A 16,127-nucleotide genomic window follows, 5' to 3' on the forward strand; every position below is an offset into this window, starting at 1 on the left:
GCAGCAGACGCAGCCTGCTTTTTGCATTCTTGATAAGAACGGCCGCAAGCGGGAAAACCACGCGCTTTCCTGATTTTGAGACGTTGCCTGCAACGTCTCCGGCAAAAACCCCCGCCAACCGGCGCAAACCCGGCAATCACGACGCCTGACGCCATCCGGCATCCTTCTCCGCCTGCCGCAGGTACAATACCTTTTTCCCGCTTCTTTCAAGGATTTTTACCATGAACACCGTCGTCGTCATTCCCGCCCGTTTCGCCTCCACCCGTCTGCCCGGCAAGCCGCTGCGCCTGATTGCCGGGCTGCCGATGGTGGTGCGCACGGCGCGGCAGGCGGTGCAGGGCGGTTTTCCGGTGTGGGTGGCGCATGATGATGCGCGCATTGCCGCCGCGCTTGCCGGTGAACCGGTGCGGGTGGTGACGACGCGCGCCGATCATGCCAACGGCACGGAGCGCTTGTGCGAGGTCGCGCTCAGGGAAGGCTGGGCGGATGATGTGATTGTCGTCAATGTGCAGGGCGACGAGCCGCTGTTGCCGCCGGCGCTGATTCGCGAGGTGGCGGCGACGCTGGCGGCGCATCCCGAAGCGGCGGTGGCGACGCTGGCTACGCTGTTCTCTACTGCGGATGATCCGGCGGCGGCGACGGCGGTGAAGGTGGTGCGCGATGTGCAGGGCCTGGCGCTGTATTTCAGCCGCGCGCTGCTGCCGTTCGTGCGCGATGCGGGCGGGTTTGCTGCGGCGTTTCCGTATCTGCGCCATATCGGCATTTATGCCTACCGCGTCGCGGCGCTCAAGCGTTATCCGCAGCTCGCCGCCACACCGCTGGAAGCGGCGGAAAAGCTGGAACAGCTGCGTTTTCTGGAACACGGGCTGCGCATCGCGGTCGGCGTGGTGGCCGAGGCACCGCCGCCGGGGGTGGACTGCGAGGCGGATGTGCGGCGCGTCGAGGCGGTGCTGGGCGGGCGATGAGCGGGACTGAACCAGCACCGCGCCGCTTCGACCCGAAGACGTTCCTCAGCCACGTCGCGACATTGCCGGGCGTCTATCAGATGCGCGACGCCGACGGCACGGTGCTTTATGTCGGCAAGGCGAAGAATTTGCGCAGCCGCCTCTCGAGCTATTTCCGCGAGAGCAGCCTGAGCGGCAAGACGCGGGCGCTGATGCGGCAGGTGGTGGATATTGACACGACGATTACGCACAGCGAAACGGAGGCGCTGATTCTTGAGAATAATCTGATCAAGACGCATCTGCCGAAGTACAACATCCTGCTGCGCGACGACAAGAGTTATCCCTATATCCACCTCAGTGCGCATGCGTTCCCGCGCCTGACGCTGCATCGCGGCGCGCGCAAGGGCGGCGAGTATTTCGGGCCGTACCCGAATGTGCAGGCGGCGCGCTACACGCTGGAAATCCTTGCCAAGGTGTTCCGTATGCGCCAGTGCGAGGACAGCTATTTCGCCAGCCGCAGCCGTCCCTGCTTGCAGTATCAGATTGAGCGCTGCTATGCGCCCTGCGTCGGCTACATCGACCGCGCCGCCTATGCGGAGACGGTCGCCCACACCCGCGATTTCCTGCTTGGCAAGAGCGAGACGCTGTTGCAGGAGCTCACCGCCAAGATGGAGGCGGCGGCGGAGAACCGCGCCTATGAGCAGGCGGCGCTGCTGCGCGACCAGCTGATTCAACTGCGCAAGACCACCGAGAAGCAGCACATGGTGGCGGGCGAGGCCGATGCGGACGTGCTGGCGGTGGCGACCGCCTACGGCGAGGCCTGCGTGCAGGTGCTGTTTTACCGCGACGGACACAACGTTACCTCGCAGGCGTATTTCCCGAAGCTGCCGGAAGAAACGCCGGAAGCGGAGATTCTCGCCGCCTTCCTCACCCAGTATTACCATGAGCGCCACGCGCCGCCGCAGCTCATCCTCAATCAGACGCTGCCCGATGCCGACACCATCGCCGCCTGGCTGAGCGAAAAGAACGGGCGCAAGACCACGCTGAACAGCCACCCGCGCGACACGCGGCGCAAATGGCTGGAACTCGCCGAAGAAAACGCAAAACTCAGCCTCGGCCTGCGGCTTACCGGCAAACTCACCATGCAGCAGCGCTTCGCCGCGCTTGCCGAAGCGTTTGCCTGGCCGGACATTCCCGAACGCCTTGAATGTATCGACATCAGCCACACCCAGGGCGAGGCGACCGTCGCTTCCTGCGTCGTTTTTGACCATCGCGGCGCGCTGAAAAGCGATTACCGCCGCTACAACATCCGCGATGTGGCGGCAGGCGACGACTACGCCGCCATCCGCCAGACCGTCAGCCGCCGCTTCGAGCGCATTCAAAAGGAAGGCGGCGTGCTGCCGGACGTGCTCTTCATCGACGGCGGCAAAGGGCAGTTGCGCCAGGCGGTGGAGGTGTTCAACGAACTCGGCATCAGCGGTGTGCAGCTCATCGGCGTTGCCAAAGGGCAGGGGCGCAAGGCCGGGCTCGAACAATTCTGGTTCCCGCACGAAGACACCGCCCGCTACCTGCCGCCGGACAGCCAGGCGATGCAGCTCATCGTGCAAATCCGCGACGAAGCACACCGCTTCGCCATCACCGGCCACCGCGCCGGGCGCGCCAAAAACAGCAAGCGTTCCGTGCTCGAACAAATCCCCGGCGTAGGTGCCAAACGCCGGCAAGCGCTGCTAAAATACTTTGGCGGACTGGCGCAAATCCGGCTCGCCGGCGTCGAAGACCTCGCCCGCGTCCCCGGCGTCAGCGACACCCTGGCCAAAGAAATCTACGCCACCCTCCACGAACAAGGCTGACCCATGACACCCACCCCCCCCAAACATTTCCTAAGCGGCTGGGCGATGAAACTCACCATCCTGCGCATGGTGCTCATCCCCCTCTTCATCCTCACCTACTACTGCCATCCCGCCAGCTGGGGGCAGTGGCTCTCGCTCGGCGTCTATACCATCGCCTGCCTCAGCGACTTCTTCGACGGCTGGCTGGCGCGCCACCTCAAAGAAGAAAGCGCCTTCGGCGCCTTCCTTGACCCCGTTGCCGACAAACTCATGGTCGCTGCCGTCCTCATCGTCCTCATCAAAGAAAACCCCAGCATCTGGCTCATGCTCTGCGCCCTTATCATTATTGGCCGGGAAATCTGGATCTCGGCGTTGCGCGAATGGATGAGCGGCATCGGTCATCGCGGCGTCGTCGCCGTCGCCAAAATCGGCAAATGGAAAACCACCGTGCAAATGTTCTCGATGGGCTTCCTCATCTACCGCGAAGACTGGCTGGGTCTGCCCATCTGGCGCATCGGCCAGGTGCTCATCCTCATCGCCGCCGTCCTCACCATCCTCTCCATGTGGCAGTACACCGCCGCCGCCTACCATTACTTCCGCACGGCCTCGCAAGAAAAACCCTGAGCCGCGCCATTGGAACCGCACATGCCCCAAACCCTCATCAGCCAGCGCTTTCGCGGCTTCCTGCCGGTCGTCATCGACGTCGAAACCGGCGGCTTCGACGCCAGAAAAGACGCGCTGCTCGAAGTCGCCGCCGTCCTTGTCAACTTCGACGACAACAACCGCCTCACCCGCACCCACACCATCCACTACCACATCCACCCCTTCGCCGGTGCCAACATCGACCCCGAAGCCCTGAAAATCACCGGCATTGACCCCTACCACCCGTTGCGTCCCGCCTATCACGAAGACAAGGCCGCCGAGCGCTTCTTCGACGAAATCCGCGCCTATCAAAAACAGCAGGAATGCAGCCGCAGTATCCTCGTCGGCCACAACGCCACCTTCGATCTCGGCTTCATCAACGCCTTCGCCGAACGCACCGGCTACAAACGCAACCCCTTCCACCCGTTCAGCGTCCTTGACACTGTCACCCTCGGCGCGCTCGCCTACGGCCAGACCGTGCTGGCGCGCATCGCCAAAGAGGGCGGCTTCGACTACGACAGCCAGAAAGCGCACGGAGCCAAATACGACGCCGAACTCACCGCCGACATCTTCTGCCGGATCATGAACACCTGGGCAGACAACATCGGCTACAACTGGCCGACCGCCGAGGAAACCCTATGACCGACATCGCCACCCTCACCCCGCCCAAAGGCTGGAAAGTCCTGAGCCGCGCCGCACAGCAAACCTTCATCCGCGAGCACCTCGGCGACGCCACCGACATCATCGCCATCGCCCTGCCGGACGGCGGCGACGGCAGCGTCTTCGCGCAACTGAGCTACCGCCCGGTCGGCTATGTGGACGACAACATCCCGATTGATCCGACCCGCGTCCGCCAGGGCATCAGCGAAGACCTCGACATCCTGAACCAGGAAAGCGGCCTCACCGGCAAAGACGCCGTACGCTGGAAAACCTTCGCCCCCGCGCCAAAATACGACCCCGCGAGCCGCTGCGTCGAATACGGCGTCGAACTCAGCGTCAGCGGCGATCCGGCGCTGAACCTCTACAAACTGTGCCTGGTGCGCAACGGCGCGCTGGTGCTGACCATCGTCGGCACCCCGGCGGACGGCCTCGACCTCAACAACTGGCAGATCAAAGTGCAGGACAACCTGCGTTACGAACGCTTCGATCCGCGCAGTGACCGCCGCGCCGAAGGCAACCTCATCAACCTGCTCCTGATGAACCGCTTTATCTGAACAAGCCGGGCGACAAAGACGGCGGGCCTTGCCCGCCGTTTTTTAAGTCGTTTTGAACAGAAATGATACGGTGTTGGCGAGCCTCGCCGGGCACCCATAAAAATCGCAGCGCGATTTTTATGGGACCCGTGCCGTACTATCTGTACTGTCTTCGGCTCGCCGCCTTGTCTCATTCTTGTTTGAGACGACTATATTCCCGCTTTTTGCACCAATAAAAAAACCGGATGCGGGCATCCGGTTAAATGGCGATCGCATTTCTTGTATCAGAAGCGTACACCGCCAAAGGCGGTATTCAGGCCGCTTTCGCCTTCAAAGGAGACTTGTCCGGCGGTTTCTTTGGCGTTTTCGCCGTAGAGCGCGCCTTCGTAGCGGCCGTTGTGGTTGCCGGTAACGCTGGCGGTGCCGGCATATTCGGCGCCGCGCAGTTTGCCTTCGTTCAACGTGATGTTGCGGCGCAGTCCGGGCATATCGATTTTGCCGTTGACCGTGCGTTTGTCGAAGTCCACGTTGATGGTGCTGGTGCCGTCGGTCAGGACTTTGTCGCTGCTGGTATCCCAGCGCACGGCGTTACCCTTGTAGGTGGCGCTGCCGCTGGTCGGGACGTCGTCGGTTTTGTCGCCCCGATAGCGCAATTCTTTGATTTGTTTGCTGTTGTCCATCCACAGGCCGTAGAAGGAGGCATACTGGTTGTAGCCGCGCAGTTCGCCGTAGGTGGTGGGGATGGTGACGAGCCCTTTGGCTTGCCTGGAGAGGTCAATGTTGGCGTCATCCGGGGTGATGGTCGTGCTGGCACCGCCGTCGCTGCCGCCGCAGGCGGCGAGCAGGGCGGCAACACTTGTGGCTATCAGGATGTTTTTCATGATGGGTTCCTCTTGCTGTTGGAAAGATTTACCGTACAGGCGGGGCGCATTATGGCGCGCCCGATAGTTTTTGCCAGTGTGGGTTTGGTCATTTTGTGGTCAGGTTGCAACAAGAACTGTTCATTTGTCGTTAATGTACGACGCGTTCGGGCCTGCCGGCACATCCGGTTTGCGCAGCGGTTTCTTGCCCGCAAAGCCGCCGCAACGCCGGATATCAACAGCCCCTAGCCCAACGGCACGGTTTCGATATCGCCGAGGCTGCGGCCGAGGAAACGTTCGCCGATGCTGTTGAAACGCAGCGGGATGTCGCTGACGCAGTAGCGATAGCGGGCGGGGCGGCCGTCGTCATGGCGCAGGAGATTGGCGGCGGCGAGGGCTTGCGCGGTATCGGCAGCGGTGGTCACGGCGGAATCGACCAGCACGAGTCGTGGTGCCTCGCTGTGCAAGAGCGGCTTGATGAGCGGGTAGTGGGTGCAGCCGAGGACGAGGGTATCGGCACCATCGGCGAGGATGGGTTTCAGGTATTCGCGCACGGTGAGGCGGGTAACCTCGTGCTCAAGCCAGCCTTCTTCCACCAGCGGCACGAGCAGCGGGCAGGCTTGCGACTGCACGCGCGCGGCAGGGTTTTGTGCGTGGATGGCGCGGGCGTAGGCGTTGCTGTTGACGGTGGTGTTGGTGGCGATGACGGCGATGTGGCCGTTCCTGCTGGTGGCCAGTGCTGCTTTGGCGCCGGCGGCGATGACGTCGATGACGGGCATCCCGCCCGCCTGGGCGCGGATGGCGTCGCCCGCGACGGCGGCAATGGTGTTGCAGGCAATCACCAGCGCCTTGACGCGCGCGGCGAGGAGGAAGGCGACGATTTGCGCGCTGTAATGTTCGATGGTGGCGCGCGATTTGACGCCGTAGGGGACGCGGGCGGTGTCGCCGTAATAAATCAGGTGTTCGAGCGGCAGGCGTTCCATCAGGGCGCGGACGACGGTAAGGCCGCCGACGCCGCTGTCGAAGACGCCGATGGGCAGGTTGCGGGATGTTTCGGTAGGCATGGGTTTTCGGGTGAGCGGTCCTGCGCAAACGGAAAAAGCGGGCCGTGCCCGCTTTTTTTCATGAAGGCGTATCAGGCTTTGTCGAGGCCGAAGGCTTCGTGCAGAGCGCGCACCGCGAGTTCGAGGTATTTTTCGTCAATACCCACGGAGATTTTGATTTCCGAGGTGCTGATGATGTGGATATTGATGTTTTCTTTGGCAAGCGCCTGGAACATGGTGCTGGCGACGGCGGCGTGTGAGCGCATCCCCACGCCGACGATGGACACTTTGGCGATGTTCGAGCCGTGGATGACCACGCCGCTTTCCGGCGGGAAGGTTTTGCGCAGGATTTCCAGGGTGGTGTCGTAGTCACCGCGCGGCACGGTGAAGGTGAAGTCGTTTTTGCCTTCGATGCCGATGTTCTGGATGATCATGTCCACGTTGATGTTGGCTTCGCCGATGGGGGCGAGGATTTTGTAGGCAATGCCGGGGGTATCCGGCACGTCAACGACGTTGACCTGGGCTTCGTCGCGGCTGAACGCGATACCGGTGATGATGGCTGATTCCACGGGGTTTTCCTCTTCTAGACTGATCAGGGTGCCTTCGCCGTCCTCAAAGCTGGACAGGACGCGAAGCGGGACTTTGTATTTGCCGGCAAATTCGACCGAGCGGATTTGCAGGACTTTTGAACCGAGGCTCGCCATTTCCAGCATTTCTTCAAAGGTGATGCGGTCAAGTTTGCGGGCTTTCGGTTCGACGCGCGGGTCGGTGGTGTACACGCCGTCCACGTCGGTGTAGATCTGGCATTCGTCGGCATGCAGCGCAGCGGCGAGGGCAACGGCGGTGGTGTCGGAGCCGCCCCGTCCCAGGGTGGTGATGTTGCCGCGTTCGTCCACGCCCTGGAAGCCGGCGACGATGACGATTTTCCCCGCTTGCAGGTCGCGCTTGATGTTGTCGCTATCGATGCCTTTGATGCGCGCTTTCATATGGGCGCTATCGGTGAGGATTTTGACTTGTGCGCCAGTGTAGGACACGGCCGGAACACCGCGTTTTTCGATGGCGATGGCGAGCAGGGCGATGCTGACTTGTTCGCCGGTGGACATGATGACGTCCATTTCACGCGGGCTGGGGCGCGGCGTAATGTCGTGCGCAAGTGCGATCAGGCGGTTGGTTTCGCCGCTCATCGCGGAGACGGCGACAACGAGGTCGTTGCCCGCTTTTTGTGCGGCGATGCATTTTTCGGCAACGTGTTCGATGCGCTCAATCGAGCCCATCGAGGTGCCGCCGTATTTTTGGACGATTAGTGCCATGTGGTTTCCTCTATGTGTTGTCGGGCAGGGCGTCTGCCAGTGCCGCGAGAGCTGCGGGCAGTCCTGCAGGGGTTTTGCCGCCTGCCTGGGCGAAGTCAGGGCGGCCACCGCCTTTACCGCCGATATGGGTGGCAAGTTCGCGGATGATGTTGCCGGCGTGCAGGGCTTTTGCCGTTTTGTTGACGCTGACGATCAGGCGGGCGGTATCGCCGTCCGCGCTGCCGATGACGACGACGTCCGCGCCATGGCGATCGCGCAGCTGGTCGGCGGTGTCGCGCAGGGTGGCGTTATCGAGGCCGTCGCGTTGCAGGGCGAGGGTTTTCCAGCCCTTGACGGTCTTCACGTCGATACTGCCACCGTCCCCGCCTTGTGCCAGCTGGCGTTTCAGGGTCTGGATATCTTTTTCTTGTGCTTTCAGCTGTTGTTGCAGAGCGGCGATGCGTTCTGGCAGGTGTTCGCCGTCGGTTTTCAGCAGGGCGGCGCTTTCTGCGAGCAGGGCATCGCTGTGTGCAAGATGTTCCAGTGCAGCCAGGCCGCAGACGACTTCGATGCGGCGCACCCCGGCCGAGACGGCCCCTTGCGAGACGACTTTGGCGATGCCGATTTCACCCAAGCGGGCGACATGCGTACCGCCGCAGAGTTCGATGGAAAAGCCGTCTTCACCCATGCTGACGACGCGCACCACGTCGCCGTATTTTTCGCCGAAAAGTGCCATCGCACCTTTTTTCTGCGCGTCGTCACGGCTCATTTGTTCGATGGTCACCGGAGCGTTGCGCAGGATTTGCGCGTTCATCATGGTTTCGACGTGGGCGATTTCGTCGGCACTGAGCGGTTTGTCGTGCGAGAAGTCGAAGCGGGTACGGCGTTCGTCCACCAGCGAGCCTTTTTGTTGGACGTGGGTGCCGAGGGTGCTGCGCAGGGCTTTGTGCAGCAGGTGGGTGGCGGAATGGTGCCGCTTGATGGCGGCGCGGCGATCCACGTCAATTTGGGTTTCTGCCGCTTCGCCGCTGGTCACGCTGCCTTCGACGACGTGGCCGAAGTGCAGGAAGGCATCGCCCTGTTTCTGCGTGTCTGCGACGGCGAAGATGCCGTTGGCGGTGCGGATGGTACCAGTATCGCCGACTTGTCCGCCGGATTCGCCGTAGAACGGGGTGCGGTCAAGGACGATAACGCCGTGTTCGCCGCCGAGCAGGCGGTTGACCGCTGCGCCGTCGGCGAAGATATGCATGATTTGCGCGGTGCCGTGGTCGTGTTCGTAACCTTCAAAGGCGGTTTTGCCGCTCACATCGAGTTTCTGCGCGGCGTCGAATTTGCCGGCGGCTTTGGCGCGCTCGCGTTGCGCCGCCATTTCCCGCTCAAAGCCGTCGCTGTCGAGTTCGATGCCGAGTTCGCGCGCCATGTCGGCGGTGAGGTCGTAGGGGAAGCCGTAGGTGTCATAGAGTTTGAAGATGACTTCGCCGGGGATAATCAGCTTGCTGTTTGCGAGGTTATCATTCAGGTATTGTTCCAGCGCGGCGATGTAGGGGGCGACTTCAGAATCGCTGAATTTGGATTCGTCGCCCAGCACGTCTTCCATATCGATGGTTTTCGTCTCGCCCTGCGGGGTACGCAGCAGGATTTGTTTGCGGTTTGCCGTTTGCAGGGCGCTAACGTTGAAGGGTTTGCCGTCAGCGGTGTGCAGTTCGATGGTTTTTTGCGGTCCGTCCAGCGGCAGGAGGGATTCGAGTTTGAGGAATTTCAGGCCGTGCAGCACTTTGTGGAAGACGTTCATGCCGGTGTCCAGCGTTTGCGCAAAGCGCTCTTCTTCCCGCTTGACGGCTTCGGTGATGCGCGCTTCGGCTTCGACGATTTCCGGATAGGCCTCGCCCATTTCCGCCACCAGCGGTGCGACGAGTTTGTAGAAGAACGGTTGGTTCTGCCCCAGTTTGTAGCCGTGACGGATGGCGCGGCGCATGATGCGGCGCAGGACGTAGCCGCGTCCTTCGTTGCCGGGCAGTACGCCATCTACCATCAGGAAAACGGTGGAGCGGATGTGGTCGGCGATGACTTTGAGCGAGGTCTGTTCGAGATCGTCGCAGCCGGTTGCCTCAGCGGCAGCGGCAATCAGGTTGCGGAAGATGTCGATTTCGTAGTTGGAATGGACGTGCTGCAACACGGCGGCGATGCGTTCCAACCCCATGCCGGTATCGATGGACGGGCGCGGCAGCGGTTTCATGTTGCCCGCTGCATCCCGCTCGAACTGCATGAAGACGATGTTCCAGATTTCGATGAAGCGGTCACCGTCTTCTTCGGGTGAGCCGGGTGGGCCGCCCCACACTTCCGGGCCGTGGTCGTAGAAGATTTCCGAGCAGGGGCCGCAGGGGCCGGTGTCACCCATCGCCCAGAAGTTGTCGGATTCGTATTTGGCTTTGCCAGGCTTGTCGCCGATGCGGATGATTTTGTTCTCGGGCAGGCCAACGGTGTCGCGCCAGATGGCGTAGGCTTCGTCGTCTTCGTGATAGACGGTGACGCAGAGTTTTTCCGGCGGCAGCCCGAAGACTTGCGTCAGCAGGTTCCAGGCGAAGGGGATAGCCTGTTCTTTGAAGTAGTCGCCGAAGCTGAAATTGCCCAGCATTTCAAAGAAGGTGTGATGACGTGCGGTGTAGCCGACGTTTTCCAGGTCGTTGTGCTTGCCGCCGGCGCGCACACAGCGCTGCGAGGTGGTGGCGCGCTTGTAGTCGCGCGTCTCGCTGCCGGTGAAGATGTCCTTGAACTGCACCATGCCCGCGTTGGTAAAGAGCAGGGTCGGGTCGTTGCCCGGCACTAGCGAGGAAGAGTGAACGATTTTGTGGCCGTGTTCGGCGAAGTAATCGAGAAAGGCGCGCCGGATGTCGGCGGTAGATGTGGGTCGTTTATGTGTCATCGTGGGTTGCTTTCATTGCTTGCTGGATGTCGTCGTAGGAAAAACCGCGCTGTGCGAGGAAACGCTGCCGGTTTGCCTTTTCTTTAGCTGTCGTGGCGGGGGCGCTGTATTTTTTCAGATAGGCACTGCGGGCAGCGCCCGCCCAATCAGCAGCATCGAGAACGTCGCGCAACAGTTCGCCGCTGATGCCGCGCGCTTCGAGTTCGTGGCGGACTTTAAGCCGCCCCTGCCCGCGCGCCAGGCGGTTGCGGACAAAGGCTTCGGCAAAGCGGGCATCGCTCTGCCAGCCGCGCGCGGCGAGGGTGTCGAGGACAAGTTCGACGGCGGTGGGGGAAAAACCGTGCAGTTTGGCGACGAGTTCGGCGCGGCTGTGTTCGCGTTGTGCGAGCGCAGTGAGACAGCGCGCTTCGATAGCGCGCTGTTCGTCGTCAGAATTGGTGAACTCAGAAGGGTTCATCGCCATCGGTCAAAGACGGCTGGGCATTCTCGCCGTCATCACCCTGGCCGCTGCTGACTGGCAGTTCGGCGTCGCTGTTGCCAATGTAGTATTCGCGGATTTTCGCCTCGATTTCGGTGGCGAGCTCCGGTTTTTCTTTGAGGAAGGCGCGGACTTTTTCCTTGCCCTGACCAATTTTTTCGCCGCCGTAACTGTACCAGGCACCGGATTTCTGGATGACGTCAATGGCGACGCCAAGATCAATGATTTCGCCGAGGCGGGAAATGCCTTCGCCGTAGAGGATTTCAAATTCGGCCTGCTTGAACGGCGGCGCGACTTTGTTTTTCACCACTTTAACCCGCGTCTGGTTGCCGATCACTTCGTCGCCGTCTTTGAGGGATCCGATGCGGCGGATATCGAGGCGCACCGAGGCATAGAATTTGAGGGCGTTACCGCCGGTAGTGGTTTCCGGCGAGCCAAACATCACGCCGATTTTCATGCGGATCTGGTTGATAAAGATGACCAGGGTATTGGTGCGCTTGATGTTCGCGGTCAGTTTGCGCAGTGCCTGGCTCATCAGGCGGGCTTGCAGGCCGACGTGTGAATCGCCCATGTCGCCTTCGATTTCCGCCTTCGGGGTGAGCGCGGCGACCGAGTCCACCACCACCACGTCAAACGCGCCGGAGCGCACCAGTGCATCGGTGATTTCCAGCGCCTGTTCGCCGGTGTCCGGCTGGGTGATGTAGAGGTTGTCGGTATCGACGCCGAGTTTGCGCGCGTAAATCGGGTCAAGGGCGTGTTCAGCGTCAATAAAGGCTGTCGTGCCGCCCGCTTTTTGCGCTTCGGCGATGACTTGCAGGGTCAGCGTGGTTTTACCCGACGATTCCGGGCCGTAGATTTCGACAATCCGGCCACGCGGCAGGCCGCCGATGCCGAGGGCAATGTCGAGGCCGAGCGAGCCGGTTGAGATGGCCTGAATGTCGAGCGCGGCACTCTGGTCGCCGAGACGCATCACCGTGCCTTTGCCGAAAGTTTTGTCAAGCTGTGCCAGCACGGCGGCGAGCGCCTTTTGCTGTTCTTCTGTCTGTTTCGCCATAAAAATCCGATAGTTTTCAAGTTACTGCATGGCCTTCAAGGCCTCTAATTTGCGCGCAATCATAGCATTGTCAGGGGTCGCTTTCAGTGCCTTTTCGTACTCGGCCTGCGCCATTTGCACGTAGAGACGGGCGAGGTTGACCCGTGCCGAGTTGTGCTCCGGATGTTTCAACAACACGTCGCGCAGCGCCAGTTCCGCAGCGGGCAAATCGCCGCGCCCCGCGTAAATCACCGCCAGGGCGTTACCCGGCTGCGGCAGGTCGGGGAAATTGGCCTGCATCATCTTGTACCAGCGTTCGGCTTCCTCGCCACGCCCCAGTTGCATCAGCACCAGCCCTTTCAGGTAGGCGGCGCGGCTATCCTGCGGATTGGTAGCAAGACGACTTTCCAGTTGGCGCAGGGCACCGCGCGGGTTGCCGTTTTCTGCCATTGACTGCGCTTGCGCGTAACCTGCCCACGGCGGATCAGCTTCTTCTTCGGCAGCGGTCGGCGGCGGGGTGGCGGGCACAAGCGGCTGCACCTCGCCGACGGCGGGCACGGCAGGCGTTTGCGGATTGGCATCATTCTCCGCCGCTTCCGCTAGTGTTTTTTCGTCCGGCGGCGGGGCGGACGGCGGCGCAGCGGCGGCAGGCGGTTCTTCTTTCTTTTCTTCGGCGGCGGGTTTGTCTGCGGCAGCGGTTTTTTCCCCACTTGCGGCAGGCGGCGGCGCTCCCCCGCCGGCGGCAGGCGGCGGTGTTTTGCCGTCCGCGTCGGGATTGTCTGCCGCTGCGGGCGGGGTTTCCGCCTTTTCCCCTGCGGCGGCGGGTTTCTTCTTCGCCGTCTTCTTGTTTTTGCCTTTCTTGCCGTCCTTCTTCGCCCCGGCGGGCTGTTCTGCCGCCGCTTCTGCGGCGGGCGGCGTTTCTTCCGCCGGAGGCGGCGGGTTCTTCGATTCGTCCTTCAACACCACCACCGGAATATCGGCGGGCAGGTCATCCGCCGGGGCGGTGAGCGCTTCGGCTTTCTTTTCCTGACCGGGCGGGTGCGCGCGCGCGGACAGCTGCGGCAGGCCGCCGTCGCCCTGCCGCGACCGCGCCAGCGCCGCTTCCGGCGTCAAGGTATCGCCCTGCACCGGCAATAACGCCACCGGCGGCTCGTTCTGTGCCCACAACGGCGCGGATAACAACAGCAACCATAATTTTTTCATCACAATCCTCTGTCATATATGAAAGACGCCCAAGCGGGACAAACACTGGGCTCGTGCCACCCGCCAAGCAAGATAAACACTGGGTTCGTGCCGCCCGCCAAGCGGGATAAACACTGGGCTCGCGCCGCCCGCCAAGCGGGACAAACACTGGGCTCGCGCCACCCGCCAAGCGAGACAAACACTGGGCTCGCGTCCCCATCAAGCGGGATAATCACAGCCTTCATTCCCGCCAGCGCAACACCCGCCGCTCAATCACCCCCAGCAACCACGACAGCACGATGCCCAAGAGGGCGAGCAGCGTGACCCCCGCCAGCAGCTGATCCATCTGATAAAGCGCGCCGGCACTCGCGATATACGCGCCGATGCCGCTTTCCGCATTCATCATCTCGGCGACCACCAGCATGGTGATGGCAATCGACACCGAAATGCGGAAGCCGGCAAAAATCCCCGGCATCGCGCCGGGCAGAATGATACTGCGGATGACCGCCGCCTGCGGCAGCCCAAACGACTGCCCCATGCGAATCAGACCGCGATCCACATTATCGACCGCCGCATACGTCGCAATCACCGTCGGGAACAATGTGCCAATCAGAATCGTCGCCACCTTCGAACCCTCGTCGATGCCGAACCACACCAGAAACAGCGGCAGCAGCGCAATCTTCGGCACGGGAAACAGCGCCGAGACCAGCGGCAGCAGCGTGCCGCGCGCGACCCGCCACAGACCGATCAACAAGCCGATGGCGACGCCGAGCAGCGTCCCCAGTCCCCAGCCGATGGCGAGACGGCGCACACTCGCCCACAAGTGTTCCCACAGCAGCCCGGAAACGAGCAACTGTTTGAGCTGCACCACAATCTCCGAGGGCGACGCGATAAAAGCGCGGCTGATCCAGCCGAGGCGCACCGCCGTCTCCCAAAACACCAGCAACACGGCAAACACCAGCCAGCCCTGCCAGCGCGGCGCCTTGCCGCCAAACGCGCGGGTGCGCAGCGGCACCGCAATCCGGTTCACCGTATTCATGCCTCCAACTCCCGCTCGGCGGCGCGAGCCTCATCGCGCATCAACGCCCACAAGCGCTCTTCCACATCCAGCAACACAGGATCCCGCTCATCGCGCGCATCCAGCGGCATATCCAGCGAGACCACCTCGCGCACCCGTCCAGGGCGGCGCGACAACACCACCACCTTGTGTCCCAGCCGCACCGCCTCGCGCAAATTATGCGTCACATACGCCGCCGAAAACGGCGCGGCCAGCCACAGGCGGACAAAATCATCGAGCAGCAAATCCTTCGTCTGACTATCCAGCGCCGAGAGCGGCTCATCGAGCAGCATCACCGCCGGATTGACCGCCAGCGCGCGCGCAATCGCCACCCGCTGCCGCATCCCGCCGGAAAGCTGGCGAATCCAGGCATGGGCAAACTCGCTGAGCTGCGTGCGCGCCAGCACATCGCGCACCCGCTCGCGCCGCTCCGCTTTCGAGAGCGGATGATGCGCCAGCACCAACTCCACATTCTCCGCCACCGTGCGCCACGGCAGCAGGGCAAAATCCTGAAAAACGAACGTCAGCGGGTTGAGCGACGCGGCAGGCGGTTCACCTTCCAGCCACACCACGCCCGCATCCGGCGCTTCCAGTCCACCCAGAAAACGCAGCAGCGTCGATTTCCCGCAACCGGACGGGCCGATGATGCAGACAATCTCGCCCGCCGCAATCGCAAACGACACATCCTGCAACACCAGCCGCCCGTGATAACGGTGCGACACATCATCGACCAGCAGACGCATCAGTCCACCAACAGCGCGTTACCATCCAGCGCATCCGGCACCAACTTCTCGTCCTTGAACCACTGCACCTGTTTGAGCACATCGGCACGGTTCAGCGCCGCATCCGGCGAGACGCGCATCGCCCCCGCCTGAATCAGCCTGGCCGCCTCCGCTTCGGGCTTATCGACAAACACATAACGGTGCACATCGGCGACCACCGCAGCCACTTCCGCCTCAGAGAGCGACTTATCGACCAGCGCCGCGTTATAAAGCGCCGCGCCCTTGGCAAAACCGCGCCGGAAAGCAGCAAGCGACTGCGGGTTATCCTGCGCGCGCTTCGCCGAAGTAAACAGCACCGTTACCTGATAATCCGGCAGAAAATCGGCGACGCGGCCAATCTCCACCGCTGCACCCTGCGCCACCCAGTCAGCGGCAAACGCGGGCTGGGCGACAGCAGCATCCACCTTGCCCGCCTGCAACGCGGCGGCAATCGCCGGCATCGTATTCAGCGCCATCGGCTTGATGGCGATACCTTCCTGCTTGGCAATCTGCGCGCCCATATACGCAAACGACGACCCCTGGGTGGTGATGGCAAAACGCTTGCCGTCCAAATCCTTGGGCGACCGCAAGCCACCGTCAAACGCCGCCTTGCTCGCGAGCAGCACATGCCCCGGCACGCCCTCCGCCTCCGTCAGCGCACCGCCGAAAATCCGCACCGCATCGCCGCGCGCAGCAAGATTGAGCAGACCGCCGGAGACCGCCGTGATGCCGAAATCAATATCGCCGGAAGCAATCGCAACCGCCATGGCCTGCGCCGCCTGAAACGGCACCAACTCCGCATCCAGCCCTTCCTCAGCATAAAAGCCGCGTTCCTTGGCGAGAAAATTCGGCGCATGTGACGGCAGGGCGATAAAACCGACCTTCACCTTTGC

The 16,127-nt window shown here is 62.2% G+C and carries 15 protein-coding genes; 5 read left to right on the top strand and 10 right to left on the bottom strand.

Features of this window, described 5'->3' with window-relative positions; genetic code table 11:
- Positions 1 to 221: 221 nt before the first annotated feature.
- Genes kdsB through Q0562_RS13630 form a run of 5 tightly spaced genes read left to right on the top strand, consistent with a single transcriptional unit; the run spans position 222 to position 4,629 of the window.
- The gene (gene kdsB, locus Q0562_RS13610) at positions 222 to 965 is read left to right on the top strand and encodes a 3-deoxy-manno-octulosonate cytidylyltransferase (protein WP_298645226.1); all 744 of its coding nucleotides are present in this window, start codon (positions 222 to 224) and stop codon (positions 963 to 965) included.
- Positions 962 to 2,794: an excinuclease ABC subunit UvrC gene (gene uvrC, locus Q0562_RS13615; protein ID WP_298645227.1), complete on the top strand. Its 1,833-nt coding sequence runs from the start codon at positions 962 to 964 to the stop codon at positions 2,792 to 2,794. Before kdsB ends, uvrC begins: the two co-directional genes overlap by 4 nt.
- Before the next feature lie 3 nt (positions 2,795 to 2,797).
- Positions 2,798 to 3,397 carry a CDP-diacylglycerol--glycerol-3-phosphate 3-phosphatidyltransferase gene (gene pgsA, locus Q0562_RS13620; protein ID WP_298645229.1) on the top strand — a complete coding sequence of 200 codons (600 nt, stop codon included), beginning with the start codon at positions 2,798 to 2,800 and terminating at the stop codon, positions 3,395 to 3,397.
- Positions 3,398 to 3,418: 21 nt separating this feature from the next.
- Entirely contained in the window at positions 3,419 to 4,057 is a 639-nt protein-coding gene (gene rnt, locus Q0562_RS13625; protein ID WP_298645231.1) for a ribonuclease T, read from the top strand.
- Positions 4,054 to 4,629 (top strand): DUF2167 domain-containing protein, encoded by a 576-nt coding sequence (locus tag Q0562_RS13630; protein WP_298645233.1) that lies wholly within the window; start codon positions 4,054 to 4,056, stop codon positions 4,627 to 4,629. The genes rnt and Q0562_RS13630 overlap by 4 nt, the downstream gene beginning before the upstream one ends.
- A 263-nt stretch (positions 4,630 to 4,892) precedes the next feature.
- On the opposite strand, the gene Q0562_RS13635 is transcribed toward Q0562_RS13630, so the two are convergent.
- The 10 genes from Q0562_RS13635 to Q0562_RS13680 form a co-directional block, all read right to left on the bottom strand.
- Positions 4,893 to 5,489 (bottom strand): Slam-dependent surface lipoprotein, encoded by a 597-nt coding sequence (locus Q0562_RS13635; protein ID WP_298645235.1) that lies wholly within the window; start codon positions 5,487 to 5,489, stop codon positions 4,893 to 4,895.
- 224 nt (positions 5,490 to 5,713) lie between these two features.
- Complete coding sequence (gene murI, locus Q0562_RS13640; protein ID WP_298645237.1) at positions 5,714 to 6,532, bottom strand: glutamate racemase; 819 nt, start codon at positions 6,530 to 6,532, stop codon at positions 5,714 to 5,716.
- A 71-nt stretch (positions 6,533 to 6,603) separates the two neighbouring features.
- Positions 6,604 to 7,821, bottom strand: coding sequence for an aspartate kinase (locus Q0562_RS13645; protein WP_298645238.1), 1,218 nt, complete (start codon positions 7,819 to 7,821; stop codon positions 6,604 to 6,606).
- 10 nt (positions 7,822 to 7,831) lie between these two features.
- Positions 7,832 to 10,723 carry an alanine--tRNA ligase gene (alaS, locus tag Q0562_RS13650; protein ID WP_298645239.1) on the bottom strand — a complete coding sequence of 964 codons (2,892 nt, stop codon included), beginning with the start codon at positions 10,721 to 10,723 and terminating at the stop codon, positions 7,832 to 7,834.
- Positions 10,713 to 11,180 (bottom strand): regulatory protein RecX, encoded by a 468-nt coding sequence (locus Q0562_RS13655; protein ID WP_298645241.1) that lies wholly within the window; start codon positions 11,178 to 11,180, stop codon positions 10,713 to 10,715. The genes alaS and Q0562_RS13655 overlap by 11 nt, the downstream gene beginning before the upstream one ends.
- Positions 11,167 to 12,255 (bottom strand): recombinase RecA, encoded by a 1,089-nt coding sequence (recA, locus tag Q0562_RS13660; RefSeq protein WP_298645242.1) that lies wholly within the window; start codon positions 12,253 to 12,255, stop codon positions 11,167 to 11,169. Before recA ends, Q0562_RS13655 begins: the two co-directional genes overlap by 14 nt.
- 21 nt (positions 12,256 to 12,276) lie before the next feature.
- Complete coding sequence (locus Q0562_RS13665) at positions 12,277 to 13,437, bottom strand: tetratricopeptide repeat protein (protein ID WP_298645243.1); 1,161 nt, start codon at positions 13,435 to 13,437, stop codon at positions 12,277 to 12,279.
- Positions 13,438 to 13,657: 220 nt separating this feature from the next.
- Complete coding sequence (locus tag Q0562_RS13670) at positions 13,658 to 14,455, bottom strand: ABC transporter permease (RefSeq protein WP_298645245.1); 798 nt, start codon at positions 14,453 to 14,455, stop codon at positions 13,658 to 13,660.
- The gene (locus Q0562_RS13675) at positions 14,452 to 15,216 is read right to left on the bottom strand and encodes an ABC transporter ATP-binding protein (RefSeq protein WP_298645247.1); all 765 of its coding nucleotides are present in this window, start codon (positions 15,214 to 15,216) and stop codon (positions 14,452 to 14,454) included. Before Q0562_RS13675 ends, Q0562_RS13670 begins: the two co-directional genes overlap by 4 nt.
- A partial coding sequence (locus Q0562_RS13680) for an ABC transporter substrate-binding protein (RefSeq protein WP_298645248.1) occupies positions 15,216 to 16,127 on the bottom strand: 912 nt, incomplete at its 5' end. The genes Q0562_RS13675 and Q0562_RS13680, both read right to left, overlap by 1 nt.

Origin of the sequence: uncultured Cardiobacterium sp., from assembly GCF_938028825.1 — a bacterium.
Taxonomy (GTDB): Bacteria; Pseudomonadota; Gammaproteobacteria; order Cardiobacteriales; family Cardiobacteriaceae; genus Cardiobacterium.